Consider the following 17715-nt stretch of genomic DNA (forward strand, 5'->3'; position numbering starts at 1 on the left):
CGACGATGTGGATTGGGTGAGCCGACAGTCTTACCCTGTCGGCCGACGGATTCCCACCGCTGATAACGCAGTGGAGCAATAGGTCATTGCCGGGTGCGGGCCACCGGAATGTGGGACGCCCCACAATTGGCGCAAGGGCCTGCCGTGGGGGCCCGTGCGGTGGCCGGCTGCGGAGACGCCTCAGGCGGCCAGGCGGTCCGCCTCCGCCGCCCGGCCGTTGCGGCGGGCCACCATCCAGCCGATGACGGCGCCGGCCAGCAACACGAATGCCGCGATCACGAAGGCGGAGCCCGGATGCGGGAACAGCGGGTCGTCGCCCATCGAGGCGGAATAGACCGTGCCGAAGAAGATCGGCGACAGGATGCCGGCGACGCTGGCCACGCTCATGTTGGCGCCCTGCAACTGGCCCTGCTCCGACGGCGAGACGCGCTGAGTCATCAGCGACTGGATGGTCGGCATCGCCAGCCCCCACAGCGCGTTCGGCACGATGGCGAAGGCGAACCAGCCGCCATCGGGCGCCAGCCCCATGCAGGCCAGCCCGACGGCGCCGCCGAACAGGCCGAGGATCATGGTGCCGCGGTCGCCCAGCCATTTGACCATCCGCTGCACCGCCAGCCCCTGGATGATCATGTCGAGGGCGCCGACCATCGCCAGCAGAAGCCCGACATCCCAGGCGCTCCAGCCATGGCGGTGCGCGGCATAGAGCACGAAGACGGCGGAGAAGACATGGTGGGAGAAATGCAGCATGAAATTGACCAGCGCCAGGCCCGACAGTTCGGGATGCGAGCGCAGCAGGCGCAGCGCGCCGAACGGGTTGGCCCGGCGCCAGGAAAAGGCCATGCGGTTTTCCGGCGCCAGCGATTCCGGCAGCACGACCAGACCATAGAGGAAAGCCAGACCGCTCAGCGCTCCCGCCGCCCAGAAGGGGGCGCGCGGCGACAGCTCGCCCAACAGGCCGCCAAGCAGCGGACCGGCGATGAAGCCGGCGCTGAAGGCGGCGCCGATCAGCCCATAGGCGCGCGCCCGCTGCTCCGGCGGCGTCACATCGGCCATATAGGCGAAGACGGTGGTGAAGCTGGAGGAGGTGATGCCGGCCACCGCCCGGCCGACCACCAGCCACCACAGATTCGGCGCCAGCGCCATCAGCACATAGTCCGCCGCCAGCCCGAGCGCCGACAGCAGGATCACCGGCCTGCGGCCGAAACGGTCCGACAGCGACCCGACCACCGGAGAGGAAAAGAACTGCATCAGCGCCCACAGCGCCACCAGAGCGCCGTTGATGGTGCCGGCCTGCGCATCGGCCCCGGCGAACTGCTCGATCAGCGCCGGCAGCACCGGAATGACGATGCCCATCGCGACGATGTCGAGCGCCGCGGTGACGAGGATGAAGACCGTTGCGGCCTTGCGCGGACGGAGGACGGGAGACATGGAGAAACCTGGACAGGGAAGGGACGGGGCGGGGCGTCGGCAAAGCGGGCCGGCGCCGGGACAGGGAAGCGGCACCGATAAGGTAGGGAGGGTGGCCGGAAATATCAAGCGGAATATTTCCTATATCGGATGTTTCTTCCGTCTTTGCGTGCTTCGCTCTCCCTTCAGTCCTCCCGCCGCCAGTCCTCCAGGATGCGTTCGACCCGCCGATCCGGCACCAGCCACCGCAGGATCGCCAGCACATTGTACGCCAAAGTCATTGGAGTTTATTCTACCTCTGCCGCTCGCGACGTTCCGAGATGGGATATTTTATGAAAAATACACCTCTTATTCCGCGCCGTCACTTATTCGGCAATCCCACCGCCTCAAGTGCTCAATTGTCACCTGATGGCAAATGGTTGACATGGCTTTCACCTCATGAAGGCGTCACCAATGTGTGGATGGCACCCGTCGACAACATCGCTGCGGCAGAACCCTTAACCCGCGTAAAAGATCATTCCATTTCTTCATATGGATGGACACTCGATAGTTGTTTTGTCTGGTTTAGCCGAGATAATAACGGCGATGAAAATTGGCACATTTTTATTATTGATCTCGCTCAGCGTAAGATGCGCGATCTAACGCCAATCGATGGCATTAGCGCTGAGGTTGAGATTCAGTCGCCTCAAGCCCCTGATAAAATTGTCATCGGCATCAACGATCGTGATAAGCGCTGGTACGATTATTATGCCGTCGATGTCAAAACGGGCAATCGTGATATCCTCTGGCTCAATACGCAGTCGTTCTTCATTGTAAGATTTGATTGGGATCTTAAACCACGATTCGCTCGTTCGGCCAGAGAAGATGGAGGATCCATCTGTTGGCGTATCGATGGAGAAGCTGTCACGCATTGGCTGGACATCGACTACATTGACAGTGGAGAGACATCTTCACTTACGTTTAGCGCTGATAACAAAAATTGCCTGATGTACACGTGCCTCGGGCGTAACACATCTGCGTATTCTCTAATTGATTGGGAAACTGGTGAGAAGACAATTCTGGCCGAGCACCCTCATTACGATATTGATAGGATAATTATTCATCCACAGACTAAAGAAATCCTAGCTGCGAGCATAAAGTCATTGCGCAAAGAATGGATTTTCATTGCACCTGAGGTTTGCAATGATTTTACCTTCCTAAAAAATAAGCTTCTAGGTTTCGATTTTGATATAGTAAGCCAAACAAACGACAACAGCAGGTGGGTGGTCAACGCTTACAGAGCAGAACAAGCTCATACGTTTTTCTTATATGATCGTAGCCATGGCGAGTTAGTCGAAATACTCCGCAGCAGACCGATGCTGAACGGGTATAAGCTTTCTCCGATGTGGCCGCTTAATATCAAATCGCGTGATGGTCTAAACCTGCTTTCTTACTTGACAATGCCGGAACACATTACTGCACTTATTCCCGAAAAACCGCTTCCAACGGTTCTCATCGTGCATGGTGGCCCCTGGATGCGTGACGTGTATGGGTACGGCAGCTATCATCAATGGCTCGCCAATCGTGGATATGCTGTTCTTTCAGTTAACTACCGTGGATCCGTAGGGTTTGGTAAAAATTTTATCTTTGCAAGTGAAAAAGAGCACGCCGCAAAGATGCACGATGATTTAATTGATGCCGTCAATTGGGTCATTGATAGAGGAATAGCTGATAAGAATAAAGTTGCCATCTATGGTGGATCTTATGGCGGTTACGCTTCATTTGTAGCCGCAACCTTCACTCCAACCGTGTTCTGTTGCTGCGTCTCGGTGGTTGGCTTCGCTAATTTGGAGACGTTTCTGGAATCCTTACCTGAAGCCTGGAGCGGTTCGATCGAATTTTTCTACAGAAGTTATGGTGACCCACGAACGGCGGAAGGCCGCGTGCTTCTTGCCGAACGTTCACCGATCCACAAGGTCGGCAACATCACGAAACCGATGCTGATCTTCCATGGAGAGAACGACGTCCGCTGCAAAGTCGCTGAGAGTGATGCTTTTGTTGCGGCCATGCAAGCTAAGGGTATTCCGGTCACCTACGTCACCTATCCCGATGAGGGGCATGGCTTCACTAAGCCTAAAAATGAGATTGCTTATATCGCTATGACTGAAGCATTCTTTGCCCGTTACCTGGGCGGCTATTTCGAATCTTTCGGATCTGATCTTGATAGGTCCAGCCACGAGATTCGCTGTGGCGGGGAAATTTTCAAAGCTGTTCAGCCCGAATGAATGACCTCCACCCTGGGAAGGCCCCCGCCGGCATGCCCGTTTGCACACCGATCCGCCCCCGCGGCGACCGCTCAGAACCTCGCCGAGAATCTCGACGCGCTGCAAATCCCGTTCGCTCATCGTGATCCAGCCCATCACCAGCCTCCCAGCCGTCGCAAAACTGACGGAAGACTGGCAGTTTAACATTGCGCGTACACAAAAAACATATAAGAATGATTATGGAAACAATCTCCGCTTTATGGAATTGGCCCTCAGCCTTCCGCAGGCACTGTCTCCGCGAGCGACCGCAGTTTCTGATAGAGGTCGGGCTCTTCGCTGGTGCAGACGCAGATGGCGCGGGCCGGTTCGTCACCGGCGTTCAGATAGGCGTGCCCCATGCTGCTGTCGAGATAGATGCCGTCGCCGACCCCCAGCACCGCCGGTTCATAGAATTCGGTATGGACGATGACCCGGCCGGAGGTGACATGGAAATACTCCTCACCCGAGTGACGCAGCAGCGGCCCGAACTCCTCCAGCGTGCGGGCCCGGATTTCGGCCAGGATCGGCACCATCTGCTTTCCAACCAGATCTGTGCATTGGTAGCGGTAGGAATAGAAGGTCGTATCCACCAGATGACCTTGTCCGGCCCGGCTGATGCTGCGGCGGGCGGTGATCATCTGGGGCGGTTCCGGCCGTGAGCCGGCCGGCTCGAACAGTTCGGCGATCTCGATCTTCAGACCGGCCGTCAGTTGCAAAAGCTTGTCGTAGGTCAGCGACATCTGGCCATTTTCCACCTTCGACAAAGTCGACAGCGCCATTCCGGTCCGTTCGGCCACCTGCTTCAGGGTCAACCCCCGCGCCCGGCGGGCCGCTTTCAGGCAAACGCCCAACCTCGACGTGGTGTTGGCCAACTCATCGTGATCCCGCATCAACCCATTCCGCCTTGCTGCCACTGGCGCTGCCGATTTTACGGGCAGGCTTTATTGCATGTGCTAAATAGTTTTCATCGACCGCTTCGCCAGACCGGCTGGCGGAAACCTTGATGGTCCCTGTTCTGCCACATGATTGCGCAATGCAGCAAGATCAGCGCCTATTTGCTGATCATATAAACTATTTGACCGATGCGCTAAATTTTGTGACGATGCGGCAAATTGAAGCCGGACGGATGGTCTCGCCATGCCCGATTTGCCCGCCCACACGCCCATCCACACTCCCATGCCTTCGGTGGCCGATCTCTCCCTGGCGGAGATGCGGCGGCGCATCGCCGATGGGAGCCTGTCGTCCGTCGAATTGCTGGAAGCCTGCCTCGCCCGCATCGATCTCGTCAATCCGGCGGTCAATGCCGTCGTCGCCCTCGACATCGACGGTGCCCGCAAGGCGGCGGAACAGGCCGATGCGGCGATGCGGCGTGGCGACGGGGTGGGACCGCTGCACGGGATCCCGCTTCTGGTCAAGGACACCCAGGACACCGCCGGTCTCCGCACCACCTATGGCAGCCCGCTCTTCGCAAATCATGTGCCGGCGGCCGACCAGGGATCGGTCGCCCGGCTGCGCGCCGCCGGGGCCATCATTTTCGGCAAGACCAACACCCCCGAATGGGCGGCCGGCGGCAACACCCGCAACCCGGTCCATGGCGCCACCGGCAACCCCTTCGACCCGCTGCGCTCGTCGGCGGGGTCGTCGGGCGGATCGGCGGTGGCGCTCGCCTGCGGCATGGCGCCGATCGCCACCGGATCGGACACCGGCGGCAGCCTGCGCAATCCCGCCGGCTATGCCGGCATCGTCGGCATGCGCCCCTCCTATGGGCTGGTCGCCAGCGAACGCCGCGCCATCGGCTGGTCGAACCTGTCGACCGATGGTCCGATGGCCCGCAACGTGGCGGATCTGGCGCTGATGCTGTCGGTCATGGCCAGCGACGACGGCCGCGACCCGCTGGCCTACAGCCTGCCCGGCGAAACGGTCCGCGGCCGGGCGGACCGCTGGTTCCCGGTCATCCCCGCCGACCTGTCCCGCCTGCGTATCGCCGCGACCGAGGATTTCGGCTTCGCCCCGACGGCGCAGGAGATCCGCCGCGTCTTCCGCGACCGTGTCCGCCACATCGCCCCGCTGGCCGGCGCCTGCGTCGAGGCGACACCGGACTGCGCCGGGGCCGACGACGCCTTCGCGGTTCTGCGGGCCTCGGTGTTCCTGGCGATGCATGCCAGGACCTTCCGCGAGCGCCCCGACATGCTCGGCCCCAATGTCCGCGCCAACATCGAGGAGGGGCTGGGCTACAGCCTGGAGGATTATACCCGCGCCGCGACGACCCAGACGCGGATCTACCGCTCCTTCCAGTCCTTCTTCGCGACGCACGACCTGCTGATCAGCCCGACCATCACCGTCAGCCCGCGCCCGTGGAGCGAACTCTATCCGCGGGAGATCGACGGCCGTCCGACCCGCTCCTACTTCCACTGGCTGGCCCTGGCCTATGGCGTGACGCTCGCCGGCCATCCGGCCTTGAGCCTGCCGGTCGGGCTGGACGAGTCCGGCATGCCCTTCGGCCTACAGATCGTCGGTCCGCGCGGCGGTGACGCGCTGGTGCTCGCCGCCGCCGCGGCACTGGAAGCGGCCTTCGCGAACGATCCGGCCCTGTGCCGGCCGCTGCCGAATCTGCGGATGCTGGCGGACGCCCCGCCACTTTCCGGAACGCCGGGCTTTCTCGCCTGGGATTGACCTTCCTTGGGGTTCCTCGTGGCTGAAGCCCACGAGGAACCCCAAGGCCATGAAAGCCGCTGACCGACCGACAGGCCGCCGGCCGACCGCCGTGCCGCAACGCCCTTTCCTTGTCCGCCGTCCGCGCCCCTGCCCGTCCGGCAAATCCAGATGAAAGCCGATGGAGCCGCGCTCCCCCAAATTCGACGGAGATCTCGCATGTCCGCCCTCAAGGCCCACAAGACCAGCATCATCGGGTTCTCGCTTCTCTATCTGGCCTTCTGCATCTCCTACATCGACCGCGCGGCGATCTCGATCGCGCTGGGTCAGATCGGGAAGGACTTCAACCTCCAGGCCTCGGAACTGGGCGTGGTGATCAGCGTCTTCTTCCTGGGATATTCGCTGATGCAGATTCCGGGCGGCTGGCTGGCCGACCGCTTCGGCTCCAAATATGTGATCGTGGTTTCCATCGCCCTGTGGTCGGTCTTCACCGTCTCGACCAGCTTCGCTTGGTCGCTGGGATCGCTGATCGCCATCCGGCTGGTGTTCGGCATCGCCGAGGGCGGCTTCCCGCCCGCCGCCATCAAGGCGGTGGCGGAGATGTTCGACAAGGACAACAAGCCGAAGATGTCGGCCTTTCTGACCTCGTCCAACTATGCCGGCAGCATGATCGCCCCGCTGGTGATGGCGCCGCTGATCCTCGGCCTGGGCTGGCGCCACGCCTTCGAGGTCATCGGCTTCGCCGGCATCGCCTTCGCCGTCGCCTACATCCTGCTGGTCCCCAACGACGCCAAGCCGGCCGCGAAGGCGGGCGCGCAGGATGGGGCCGCTTCCCAACGCACCGATTGGGCCACCACGCGCGTCCTGATGAGGACCCCGTTCCTGTGGCAGCTGGTCGTCGTCTGGTTCGGGCTGAGCTGCGTCAACAAGGGGCTGGATTCCTGGATGCCCCTTTATCTGCTGCAACAGCGCGGCCTCGACCTGAAGTCCGTCGGCGTCCTGGTGCCGATCCCCTTCCTGCTCGCCACCATCGCCACCGCCATCGGCGGCTGGGTGATGACCCGCTTCTTCGCCGACCGGGAGAAATATCTGCTGATCGGCAGCGCCCTGCTGACCGGCATCTTCCTGTTCGCGATGTACCGGTCCGAGACCATCGCGGCGCTGATCGTCTTCCAGTCGCTGGTCTATTTCTTCAAATCCTTCGTCCTGGCGACGGTCATCGCCCTGCCGACCAAGGTGCTGCGGGGAAATCAGGTCGGAACCGGCATCGGCATGGTCAATCTGGGCGGCCAGATCGCCGGCTTCGTCGCACCGATGGTCATGGGCTTCCTGGTTTCGGCCAGCGGGTCGTTCGACACCGCCTTCGGCTTCCTGATCGTCATGACCGGCCTGTCGGTCGCGGTCGCCACCACCCTGCGGACCGGGCGGCAGCGCCTCGCCGCCGGCATCGCCTGATCCCATGAGAGTCGCATCATGTCCCTCCCTCCCCGCCCCGCTCTCCAACCGCCCCCACAACCGCCACACGCCGGCGGGCCGGGCCGCCGCAGGCATCGTGATTGTCAAGGCCGGTTGGTGACGCCATGAAGCAGGTGATCATTCTCGGCGCCGGCATGGTGGGAATCGCCACCGCTCTCCAGCTCCGGAAACGCGGCTGGGCGGTGACGGTGGTGGACCGCCGCAGTCCGGGCGAGGAGACGAGCTACGGCAATGCCGGCATCATCCAGAGCGAGGCGGTCAGCCCCTATCCGATGCCGCGCGACATCGGCACGCTGGCCGCCGTCGCCACCGGCCGGACCAACGACGTCCATTACCACGCCATGGCCATGCCCGACCATGCCGAGGCGCTGGCCCGCTACTGGTGGCATTCCGCCGAAAGCCGCCATGCCCGCATTTCAGACTCCTATGCGCGGCTGATCATCCAGGCGACGGCCACCCACGAGGAGCTGATGGGGGATTGTCGGGCGGACGGGGGGCCGGCGGAGGCGGGACTGGATGATCTGGTGCGGCGCGACGGCTATCACGCGCTGTTCCGGCGCCAGAACCTGTTCGACAAGGCGCTTGCCGCCGCCGAAGAGAACCGGAAACGCTGGGGCGTCCGCTTCAAGGCCCTGACGCCGGGCGAACTGGCACGGGCCGAGCCCGCGCTGAAGCAGACGGGCGTCGGCGCCATCCATTGGCTCGATCCCTGGACGGTGTCGGACCCCGGCGCCCTGGTCGCCGCCTATGGACGGGGCTTCGTCGCGGCCGGCGGCCGGCTGCTGGAGGGCGACGCCCGCAGCCTGGCGGCCACGCCACAGGGCGGATGGGCGGTCAATACGGTGGATGGCCGGCTGGAGGCCGACGCCGTCGTGGTGGCGCTGGGGCCCTGGTCGCCGGAGCTGCTGCGGCCGTTCGGCCTGCGCTTCCCGATGGTCCGCAAACGCGGCTACCATCGCCATTACCGCGGCGGCGGCCTGAGGCTTCCGCTGCTGGACACCGGCTTCGGCTATGTCATCGCTCCGATGGCGCGTGGCCTGCGCATCACGACCGGCGCGCAGTTCACCCATGCCGACGCGCCCGCCGATCCGGTGCAGTTGGAGCAGGCGGAGCTGGGGGCCGAGGCTCTGCTCGACCTCGGCATGCCGGTCGAGCCGGAGCCCTGGCATGGAACGCGGCCCTGCCTGCCCGGCATGCTGCCGGTGATCGGCGAGGCGCCGGGACATCGCGGCCTGTGGATGAATTTCGGCCATGGCCACCAGGGCTTCACGCTGGGGCCGGCGACCGGCCGGCTGCTGGCCGAACTGATGGCCGGCGAGACGCCCTTCACCGATCCCACCGCCTTCCGGCCGGATCGGCACTGAGAACAGCGGCGTAAAAACGAAAGGCTCCCACCACCGGAGGGTGATGGGAGCCTTTCCTTTTGCCGGACCCGGCGCGAACGGCGTCAGCCGAAGCGGCCGGTGATGTATTCGGACGTCTTTTCCTTGGTCGGGTTGGTAAAGATCTCTTCCGTGTTCCCGAACTCGATGAGCTCGCCCAGATACATGAAGGCGGTGAAGTTGGAGATGCGGGCCGCCTGCTGCATATTGTGGGTCACGATGGCGATGCAGTAGTCGGAGCGCAGCTCATCCACCAGCTCCTCGCACTTGGCAGTGGAGATGGGGTCGAGGGCGGAGGTCGGCTCGTCGAGCAGCAGGACCGACGGCTTCACCGCGATGGCGCGGGCGATGCACAGGCGCTGCTGCTGGCCGCCGGACAGGCTCATGCCGTTCTGGCGCAGCTTGTCCTTCACCTCGTCCCACAGCGCGGCACGGCGCAGCGAGAATTCCACCCGCTCGTCCATGTCGGCACGGGACAGCTTCTCGTACAGCTTCACGCCGAAGGCGATGTTGTCGTAGATCGACATCGGGAACGGCGTCGGCTTCTGGAACACCATGCCGACGCGGGCGCGCAGCAGGTTCAGATCCTGCTTGGGCGACAGGATGTTGTTGCCGTCCAGGATCACCTCGCCGGTGGCGACCTGCTTGGGATAGAGGTCGTACATCCGGTTCAGGATGCGCAGCAGGGTCGACTTGCCGCAACCCGACGGACCGATGAAGGCGGTGACCTGACGGTCGTACAGCGGCAGCGAGATGCTCTTCAGCGCCCGGTAGCCGTCATAGAAGAAGTCCAGGTTGCGGACGGTGATCTTCTCGGGCAGGCCGGCACCGGCGATGGGGCGCTCGGCAGCGGTACCGGGAAGCATGCCGGGAGGCATCGGGTGGCTGCCGTGGGCGTGGCTGTTGGCGTCCATGTGGGTCATCGTCATGGTTACTTTCTCGTCGTGCCGAGACCGGCGAGCAGCCGGGCGCCGATGTTGAGGAGCAGGATGGCGACGGTGATCAGCAGCGCGCCACCCCAGGCAAGCTGGCGCCAGTCCTCATAGGGCGACATGGCGTACTGGAAGATGACCACCGGCAGGTTGGCCATCGGCGCGTTCATGTCCGCGCTCCAGAACTGGTTGTTCAGGGCGGTGAACAGCAGCGGGGCCGTCTCGCCGCTGATGCGGGCGATGGCCAGCAGGACGCCGGTGATCATGCCGTTGCGGGCGGCGCGGTAGGCGACCATGGTGATCACCTTCCATTGCGGCGCCCCCAGCGCGGCGGCGGCCTCGCGCAGGCTGTTCGGCACCAGCTTCAGCATGTCCTCGGTCGTGCGGACGACGACGGGGATGACCAGCACCGCGAGCGCCATGGCGCCGGCCCAGGCCGAGAAATGGCCCATGCGGACGACCATCACCTCGTAGACGAACAGGCCGACCATGATCGACGGCGCGCTGAGCAGCACGTCGTTGATGAAGCGCACCACTTCGGCCAGCTTGGTGCCACGGCCGAATTCCGCCAGATAGGTGCCGGCCATGACGCCGATCGGCGTGCCGACGAAGGTGGCGACCCCGGTCATGATCAGGCTGCCGAAAATGGCGTTCAACAGGCCGCCCTCGCCGCCCGGCGGCGGCGTGTTCTCGGTGAACAGGCTGAGGTTGATCGCGGACAGGCCGTTGTAGAGCAATGTCCACAGGATGGCGACCAGCCAGAACAGGCCGAAGCCTGCGGCGCCCAGCGCCAGGGCCAGCGCCACTTTATTGACGATGCGCCGGCGGTGATACAGGCCCCCGACGGGGACGGCCAGCGTCGCGGAATTGGAGAATGTCATGGGCCTCAGACTCCGGCCTTGCGCTGCAGGCGCAGCAGCATCAGCTTGGCGATCGACAGCACGGTGAAGGTGATCATGAACAGGATCAGGCCCAGCGCCACCAGCGACGAGGTGTAGACGTCGCCGACCGCCTCGGTGAATTCGTTGGCGATGGAGGCCGAGATCGTCGTGCCCGGCGCCAGGATCGAGGAGCTGATGCGGTGGGCGTTGCCGATGACGAAGGTCACCGCCATCGTCTCGCCCAGCGCGCGACCCAGACCCAACATGACGCCGCCGACCACGCCGGTGCGGGTGTAGGGCAACACCACGTTCCACACCACCTCCCAGGTGGTGGCGCCCAGCCCATAGGCCGATTCGCGCACCATCGGCGGCACCGTCTCGAAGACGTCGCGGGTGATGGATGTGATGAAGGGCAGGACCATGATGCCCAGGATCAGGCCGGCGGTCAGGATGCCGATGCCGTAGGGCGGGCCCATGAACAGATGGTCGATGCCCGGGATCTGGCCCAGCGTGGCGATCAGGAAGGGCTGGACCGTCGACTGCATGAAGGGGGCGAAGACGAACAGGCCCCAGATGCCGTAGATGATGCTGGGAATGCCGGCGAGCAGCTCGATGGCGACGCCGAGCGGGCGCTTCAGCCAGGCGGGGCACATCTCGGTGATGAACAGGGCGATGCCGAAGCTGACGGGAATGCCGACAGCCATGGCGATGACCGAGGTCACCAGCGTGCCGTAAATCGGGGCGAGCGCGCCGAACTGTTCGGACACCGGGTTCCACACCTCGGTCCCGACGAAACCGAGGCCGAAGGTGCGCAAGGCCGGAAGCGCGCCGTCGATCAGGGAAACCATGACGCCGCCCAGGATCAGCAGGACGAGCAGCGCGAAGGCGAGGGTGGCGTTGCGGAAGGCCGCGTCCTGCAAGCGCTGGCGGCGGGCCCGTCGGGCGGTGGAGGCGTGTTCGTCGGTCAAGGTCAGCGCGATCTCGGTCATGGCCGCTCCGTGAGGCGTGCGGTGGGGACGGCGAAATTTCCGTCCCCACCCGCGATCATGCCCCCGGGCGCGCCGGCCAACGGCCCGCCCGGGGTCGGTTGGCCGTCGTTACTTGGCCGACGCGGTCCAGACCGGCTTGCCGTCGGCCTGGATGGACTGCGACCAGGTCTTCTGGACCAGCGAGACGACCGCTTCCGGCATCGGCACATAGTCCAGCTCGGTCGCCATCTTGGCGCCGTTCTTGTAGGCCCAGTCGAAGAACTTCAGCGCTTCGGCCGAGGAGGCGGCGTCCTGCGGAGCCTTGTACATCAGGATGAAGCTGGCGCCGGTGATCGGCCAGCTGCCCGCGCCCGGCTCGTCCGTCAGCAGGACGTAATAGCCCTGGCTGTTGGCCCAGTCGGCGTTGGCGGCGGCGGCCTGGAAGGCCTCGATCTTCGGAGAGACGGTCTTGCCGTCCTTGTTCTGGAGGTCGAGGTGGGTGATGTTGTTCTGCTTGGCGTAGGCGTATTCGACGTAGCCGATCGAACCGTCCGTCTGCTTGACCATGTTGGCCACGCCCTCGTTGCCCTTGGCGCCGATGCCGGCAGGCCACTGGACGGAGGTGTTGGCGCCGATCTGGGTCTTGAACTTCGGGCTGGTCTTCGACAGGTAGTCGGTGAACAGGAAGTTGGTGCCCGACCCGTCAGAACGGTAGACCGGGGCGATGGCGGTGTTCGGCAGGTTGACGTTGGGGTTCAGCGCCTTGATCTGCGGGTCGTTCCACTTGGTGACCTCGCCCATGTAGATGTTGGCGAGAACGGTGCCAGACAGCTGGACCTCACCGGCCTTGATGCCCTTCAGGTTCACGACCGGAACCACGCCGCCCATGATCATCGGGAACTGGATCAGACCGGCCTGTTCGAGCTCTTCCGGCTTCAGCGGCATGTCCGAGGCGCCGAAGGTGACCGTCTTGGCCTTGATCTGCTTGATGCCGCCGCCCGAACCGATCGACTGGTAGTTCAGGCCCGTGCCCGTGTCCTTCTTGTAGGCGTCGGCCCACTTGGCATAGATCGGGTACGGGAAGGTGGCACCGGCGCCCGAGATGTCGGCGGCCGAGGCGACCGACAGCGGAGCGACCGACACGGACAGAACGGCCAGGGCACCGAAGGCGGCGCAACGAACGAACGCCGAGGTCATGGTTTTCACGGCTAAACTCCCGATAGGTTTGGACGGTGTCGTTGGGTTTTTGGGAAAGCCCGGCCTTGGCCGGATGTGAAACCCGCCTTCTTCGTCGCGGTGACCATAGCCGCCACCGGTGACGGGTTTGTTTTGTTTACGTGTCAGTTTTATGAAACCGACCCGTCTCTGGGCAGGCCGCGCCACTCATCGCGCGGCCCGGATTTCCTGGAGGAACAGATGGACGGAGGAGCCGAGGCTGGTCGCCTCGTGTGACAGGCTTTCCGCCACCGTCAGCACGTCACCGGCCTGGGTCCGCACCTTGGCGGCGGCCTCGGACAAGCCGGCGACATGGTCCGACGCCGCCTGGGTGCCGACCGCGACGCGGTGGGAGCTGTCGACGATGCTCGAGGTGATGGTCGCCTGCTCCTCCACCGCGGCGGCGATGGCGGACGCGTTGGATTCGATGCGCTGGACGCTGTTGGTCATGGTCGCCACGACCTCCGCCGTCTGGCGGCTGGCCGCCTGGGTCGCGGCGATCTGGCGCGCGATCTCGGCGGTGGCCTGGGCGGTCTGGCCGGCGAGCGCCTTGACCTCGCCGGCGACGATGGCGAAGCCGCGACCCGCCTCCCCCGCCCGCGCCGCCTCGATGGTGGCGTTCAGGGCCAGCAGGTTGGTTTGGCCGGCGATCTCGTCGATCAGCCCGACGACGGTGCCGATCTCCCCCGCCGTGCTCGACAGGTCGGCGACGGTCGCCTTGACCTGCTCCGCCCCGGCGGCGGTGTCGCCGATGATGCGGGCCGATTCGCCGGTGCGCTTGCTGATCTCGGCGATCGATTGCGAGATCTCCGACGCGGCGGTCGCCACCTGCTGGATGCCGGCCGCCATCTCGCCGGACAGCTGCATCGCGGCCTCGGCCTGATCGTTGGCGTTGGCGGCGATGTCGGTCAGCGAGCGGGCGCGGGCGGCCATCTGACGGGCGGCCTCGGCCAACGTCTCGACACTGCTCAGCACGTTGCGTTCAAACTGGTCGGCGATCTCCAGCATGCTGGTGCGGCGGGCGGACGCGGCGTTGCGGCGCTCGATCTCCACCTTCTCGTGCGCCTCCTCCATCGCGCGGGCGTTGTCGATGAAGACGAGCAGGGCGCGGGCCATGTCGGTGATCTCGTCGTTGCCCTCGGCCTTCTGGTCCACCGTCAGGTCACCGTCGGCGACCCGGCGCATGGCGGCGGCCAGCGCCTCCATCCGGCCGACGACGCGGCGTCCGACATAGAGCGAGACGATCAACCCGGCGAGCAGCACGCCGGCGGTCGCCAGCAGGAACTGGATCTCGTTGGTGCGCTCCAGCGCCTGGTGGGCGGCGGCGGCGCCGTCGGCGGCGGCCCGTTCCGCCGACTGGACCAGCCCGTCGACCATGGCGGTCAGGGCGGCGCCGGTGCTGCGGTTGCTGTCGATCAGCCCGGCATTCTCGGCATAGGCCGCCAGTTCGCCGGTGCGCAGCCCCAGGATGCCGTCGGTGCCGAATCCCAGATCGAGCAGCCGTTCGGCGAGCTTGCCGGTTTCCGTCCCCAGATCGTCCTTCGAGTCCTGAAGCGTCTTGCGGATCGTCGCCGCCAGCGGGTCGAGCATGCGGCGGGCGGCGGCCAGACGGGCCGGCGTCTCGGCGTTGCCGGCCTCCGCCAGCTTGCCGGCCAGCAGGTTGGCGTCGGCCATCAGGCCGCTCAGCACGGTATAACGGTGCTGGGCCGCCGGGACGGTGTTGGTGGACAGATCCTGCATCCGCTCGGCGATGGCGTTGCCGGCCTCGGCGATGCGGCCGCGCGAATTCAGCATCAGCGGCAGCATGCGGGTGTTGGCCTCACGATCCAGCCGGACGATGTCGTCGACGCTGGCGGCCAGCGACTCGTCCAGCTTGCGCGCCTCCGCCTCGGGAATGCCGGGGGTCAGCTGGCGGACGCGGCGGGTATAGACGCTCTTGTCGTCGCCGCCGAAGTCGGACAGCTCGTTGATCGCCGCGACGACCGGGGCCGCGGCCTCGCTCTTGGCCAGCGGACGGAGCGCGCCCTGGAGGTCGGACAGGGCGGAGTCGAAGTCGGTGGACAGCGACATCACCTTGGAGCGGTCGGTCTCGAAGGCGCCGATCAGCAAGGACTTGGCCAGGGCGGCCTCGGCGCCGCGCAGTTGGAACAGCGGGATCACCGTCTGCCCCAACTCGGCCCCGATCACCGCCGAGGATTGCGACGTCGCCTCCACCATCGCGGCGATCGCCTGGGCCAGCTGCTCGCGCGAGGCCTGCATGTCCGGCTTCAGGGCGGCGAGCAGGCGGGCATGGGCGTCGCTCAGCTCGGCCAGCCGGCCGCTGCGCTTCTCCTGCAAGGCCAGCCGCCGGCCGGTCGCGGTTCCCAGCGCGTCGATGGTGCCGAGCAGCGACCGGGCGGTGCCGGTCAGTTCGGCGACCCGCGCGGCATCACCGCCGGCATGGCCCTGGCCGCCGGACAGTTGGGCGAGCTGCCCGTCCAGCGCCACGCGCTGCACCGCCACGGCGTTGCGCAGCCGGACGAGATCCTCATCGGACGACGCGGCGTCGATCAGCGGCCCCAGCGCCAGCACGCGCGCCGTGGTGGTGGCGAGACCATGGGCGGCGCTGAGCACCGGCACCTGGATTCCGGTGATGTCGGCGACATGGCCGCGGACTGCGCCATAGGACAACCAGCCGACCACCGCCGCGATGCAGGGCAATGCCGCCACGACGCCGAAGGCGATCAGCATCTTCGACTTGATACCGGAGCGCCGGCGCTGGTCGATCGGCTTTGCCATATGGGCCACCCGTGGCTTGAAGGTTGTCCGTTCCGAAACCGCGGTTCTCCGCGAATCCGGCCGGCGCCATGGGTAGCCCCTCTGATTGGATGAATCGGTGACGGTTGAATGAAGTTTTCGCGACAGGCAATCGAAACAGTGTCGCAGGCGTGAAACGATCAGCCACAAGGCCGGCCATGGTGAATCGAACGTAAACAGTACTGGAAGGAAAAGCGGCGCCCGATTATAGCGGGCGCCGCAGTACTGCACGCATTCCGCGCAGATCTTAAGTCATATGACCGGCATTACACCGGCGGCGCCGTCCGCCGCAGACTGTCACGGTCGGAGGCCTTGGCGAACCAGGCGGTGAGAGCGGGACGGCCTTCCCGCCAGTCCTCCTGGCCGAAACGGAAATCGAGATAGCCGAGCGCCGCCAGCACCGCGATGGTGCCGATGGTGGTCGCACCGTCGAGCGATGCCGCTTCCGCCTCCAGCAGGTCGAGCGAGCGGGCGACCGCCTTGCGCTGGCGCTCCATCCAGCCGGCCGATTTCTCGCCATCCGGACGCCCTGATTCCAGCCGGCGCGACACGGCGGCGTCACAGATGCCGTCGCCGATGGCCTGGAGCCGCAGCGCCGTCCAGCGTGCCGGACCGGCGGACGGGAACAGGGGGGCGCCGTCGCCCAACTGGTCGAGATATTCGACGATCACCGGGCTGTCGAACAGGGTGGTGCCGTCCTCCAGCGTCAGGGCGGGCACCTTGCCCAGCGGATTGTCCTTCGGCAGATCGGTGTCGGCCGACCAGGGATCGGTCGCCACACGCTCCACCCGGTCCTCCAGCCCGCGTTCGATCACCACCATCATCACCTTGCGCACATAGGGGGAGTTGGGGCTCCAGCGCAATTTCAACATGGACGCTCCTTCCGCTTGCGAATGGAGGGGGAGCGTACCCCCGGACTGGGCGGCGGATCCATCGCCCAGGCGTGCGCCCTCACCCGCGGAAATGATCCTTGCGCCGGCGGAGTTCGGCGAAGACCTCCACCGCCGGGGCGCCGGCCATGCCGATGGCGGACTGGACGCCGGGATCGTCGGCCCGCAGGAAGGGGTTGGTGCGCCGTTCCATCCCGATGGTGGTGGGAAGGGTCGGCCGGCCACGCTCGCGCAGCGCCGCGACCTCCTCCATCCGCTGATGCAGGGCGCCGTTCCGCGGATCGACCGTCAGGGCGAAGCGGCCGTTCGACTGGGTGTATTCATGGCCGCAATAGACCAGGGTCTGGTCGGTCAGCGCCCGCAGGCTCCGCAGCGAGTCCCACATCTGGGCGGGCGTGCCTTCGAACAGCCGGCCGCAGCCGAGCGAGAACAGGGTGTCGCCGCTGAACAGCGTCTCCGCCGCCTCGAACCAGAAGGCGATGTGGCCGCTGGTATGTCCGGGCACCGCCATGACGCGGGCGGTCTGCTCGCCGAAGACGGTACGGTCGCCGTCGCCGAGCGCCACGTCCAGGCCGGGAATGCGGTGGGCATCGGCACGGGCGCCGACCATGATGGCGCCATGGCGCGCTTTCAGCGCCGCGGCGCCGCCGATATGGTCGTCATGGTGATGGGTCAGGAAGATGTGGGTCAGGGACCAGCCGCGCCGCTCCAACTCGGCCTGCACGGGGGCGGCATCACCGGGATCCACCACACCGACCTTGCCGGACGCCGCGTCGCGCAGCACATAGATATAGTTGTCGGCGAAAGCCGGAACGAGAATGACCTCCACGGCAG

At 65.3% G+C, this 17715-nt stretch carries 13 protein-coding genes; 4 read left to right on the forward strand and 9 right to left on the reverse strand.

Annotated features, from left to right (window positions below; genetic code table 11):
• Nucleotides 1-180: 180 nt before the first annotated feature.
• Nucleotides 181-1428, reverse strand: coding sequence for a TCR/Tet family MFS transporter (locus tag AZL_RS31305; RefSeq protein WP_042446635.1), 1248 nt, complete (start codon nucleotides 1426-1428; stop codon nucleotides 181-183).
• A 311-nt stretch (nucleotides 1429-1739) separates the two neighbouring features.
• On the opposite strand from AZL_RS31305, the gene AZL_RS35070 reads away from it, so the two are divergent.
• Nucleotides 1740-3671 (forward strand): S9 family peptidase, encoded by a 1932-nt coding sequence (locus tag AZL_RS35070; protein ID WP_247894555.1) that lies wholly within the window; start codon nucleotides 1740-1742, stop codon nucleotides 3669-3671.
• A gap of 251 nt (nucleotides 3672-3922) precedes the next feature.
• Here AZL_RS35070 and AZL_RS31310 read toward each other — a convergent pair whose 3' ends face one another.
• Nucleotides 3923-4579 carry a helix-turn-helix domain-containing protein gene (locus tag AZL_RS31310; protein WP_042446638.1) on the reverse strand — a complete coding sequence of 219 codons (657 nt, stop codon included), beginning with the start codon at nucleotides 4577-4579 and terminating at the stop codon, nucleotides 3923-3925.
• Between the two features lie 319 nt (nucleotides 4580-4898).
• Between AZL_RS31310 and AZL_RS31315 the strand changes: the two genes are divergently transcribed.
• The 3 genes from AZL_RS31315 (at nucleotide 4899) to AZL_RS31325 (ending at nucleotide 9181) form a co-directional block, all read left to right on the forward strand.
• A complete protein-coding gene (locus tag AZL_RS31315; RefSeq protein ID WP_371304268.1) occupies nucleotides 4899-6362 on the forward strand; it encodes an amidase in 1464 nt (487 codons plus the stop codon).
• 198 nt (nucleotides 6363-6560) lie between these two features.
• Nucleotides 6561-7796 (forward strand): MFS transporter, encoded by a 1236-nt coding sequence (locus tag AZL_RS31320; RefSeq protein WP_012978378.1) that lies wholly within the window; start codon nucleotides 6561-6563, stop codon nucleotides 7794-7796.
• Nucleotides 7797-7921: 125 nt separating this feature from the next.
• Nucleotides 7922-9181, forward strand: a complete 1260-nt coding sequence (locus AZL_RS31325) for an NAD(P)/FAD-dependent oxidoreductase (RefSeq protein WP_012978379.1) — start codon at nucleotides 7922-7924, stop codon at nucleotides 9179-9181.
• Between the two features lie 83 nt (nucleotides 9182-9264).
• Here the strand turns inward: AZL_RS31325 and pstB are convergent, their stop codons facing one another.
• From pstB to gloB, 7 genes are all read right to left on the reverse strand, one after another.
• Complete coding sequence (gene pstB, locus AZL_RS31330; protein ID WP_162471010.1) at nucleotides 9265-10065, reverse strand: phosphate ABC transporter ATP-binding protein PstB; 801 nt, start codon at nucleotides 10063-10065, stop codon at nucleotides 9265-9267.
• A gap of 65 nt (nucleotides 10066-10130) precedes the next feature.
• Entirely contained in the window at nucleotides 10131-11012 is an 882-nt protein-coding gene (gene pstA / locus AZL_RS31335; RefSeq protein ID WP_042446641.1) for a phosphate ABC transporter permease PstA, read from the reverse strand.
• 5 nt (nucleotides 11013-11017) lie between these two features.
• Nucleotides 11018-12001, reverse strand: coding sequence for a phosphate ABC transporter permease subunit PstC (gene pstC, locus AZL_RS31340; RefSeq protein WP_012978382.1), 984 nt, complete (start codon nucleotides 11999-12001; stop codon nucleotides 11018-11020).
• Between the two features lie 108 nt (nucleotides 12002-12109).
• Nucleotides 12110-13177, reverse strand: a complete 1068-nt coding sequence (gene pstS, locus AZL_RS31345) for a phosphate ABC transporter substrate-binding protein PstS (protein WP_012978383.1) — start codon at nucleotides 13175-13177, stop codon at nucleotides 12110-12112.
• A 186-nt stretch (nucleotides 13178-13363) separates the two neighbouring features.
• Complete coding sequence (locus AZL_RS31350) at nucleotides 13364-15973, reverse strand: methyl-accepting chemotaxis protein (protein ID WP_148219783.1); 2610 nt, start codon at nucleotides 15971-15973, stop codon at nucleotides 13364-13366.
• A gap of 284 nt (nucleotides 15974-16257) precedes the next feature.
• Nucleotides 16258-16863 (reverse strand): glutathione S-transferase N-terminal domain-containing protein, encoded by a 606-nt coding sequence (locus AZL_RS31355; RefSeq protein ID WP_012978385.1) that lies wholly within the window; start codon nucleotides 16861-16863, stop codon nucleotides 16258-16260.
• 79 nt (nucleotides 16864-16942) lie between these two features.
• Nucleotides 16943-17710, reverse strand: a complete 768-nt coding sequence (gene gloB, locus AZL_RS31360; protein WP_012978386.1) for a hydroxyacylglutathione hydrolase — start codon at nucleotides 17708-17710, stop codon at nucleotides 16943-16945.
• Nucleotides 17711-17715: the final 5 nt, after the last annotated feature.

Origin of the sequence: Azospirillum sp. B510, assembly GCF_000010725.1 — a bacterium.
GTDB classification, from domain to species: Bacteria; Pseudomonadota; Alphaproteobacteria; order Azospirillales; family Azospirillaceae; genus Azospirillum; species Azospirillum lipoferum_B.

Bases quoted from the DNA above. Each gene is read 5' to 3' on its own strand.
- AZL_RS31305 (WP_042446635.1), bottom strand. From the start codon at position 1,428: ATGTCTCCCGTCCTCCGTCCGCGCAAGGCCGCAACGGTCTTCATCCTC.
- AZL_RS35070 (WP_247894555.1), top strand. From the start codon at position 1,740: ATGAAAAATACACCTCTTATTCCGCGCCGTCACTTATTCGGCAATCCC.
- AZL_RS31310 (WP_042446638.1), bottom strand. From the start codon at position 4,579: ATGCGGGATCACGATGAGTTGGCCAACACCACGTCGAGGTTGGGCGTT.
- AZL_RS31315 (WP_371304268.1), top strand. From the start codon at position 4,899: ATGCGGCGGCGCATCGCCGATGGGAGCCTGTCGTCCGTCGAATTGCTG.
- AZL_RS31320 (WP_012978378.1), top strand. From the start codon at position 6,561: ATGTCCGCCCTCAAGGCCCACAAGACCAGCATCATCGGGTTCTCGCTT.
- AZL_RS31325 (WP_012978379.1), top strand. From the start codon at position 7,922: ATGAAGCAGGTGATCATTCTCGGCGCCGGCATGGTGGGAATCGCCACC.
- pstB (WP_162471010.1), bottom strand. From the start codon at position 10,065: ATGCTTCCCGGTACCGCTGCCGAGCGCCCCATCGCCGGTGCCGGCCTG.
- pstA (WP_042446641.1), bottom strand. From the start codon at position 11,012: ATGACATTCTCCAATTCCGCGACGCTGGCCGTCCCCGTCGGGGGCCTG.
- pstC (WP_012978382.1), bottom strand. From the start codon at position 12,001: ATGACCGAGATCGCGCTGACCTTGACCGACGAACACGCCTCCACCGCC.
- pstS (WP_012978383.1), bottom strand. From the start codon at position 13,177: ATGACCTCGGCGTTCGTTCGTTGCGCCGCCTTCGGTGCCCTGGCCGTT.
- AZL_RS31350 (WP_148219783.1), bottom strand. From the start codon at position 15,973: ATGGCAAAGCCGATCGACCAGCGCCGGCGCTCCGGTATCAAGTCGAAG.
- AZL_RS31355 (WP_012978385.1), bottom strand. From the start codon at position 16,863: ATGTTGAAATTGCGCTGGAGCCCCAACTCCCCCTATGTGCGCAAGGTG.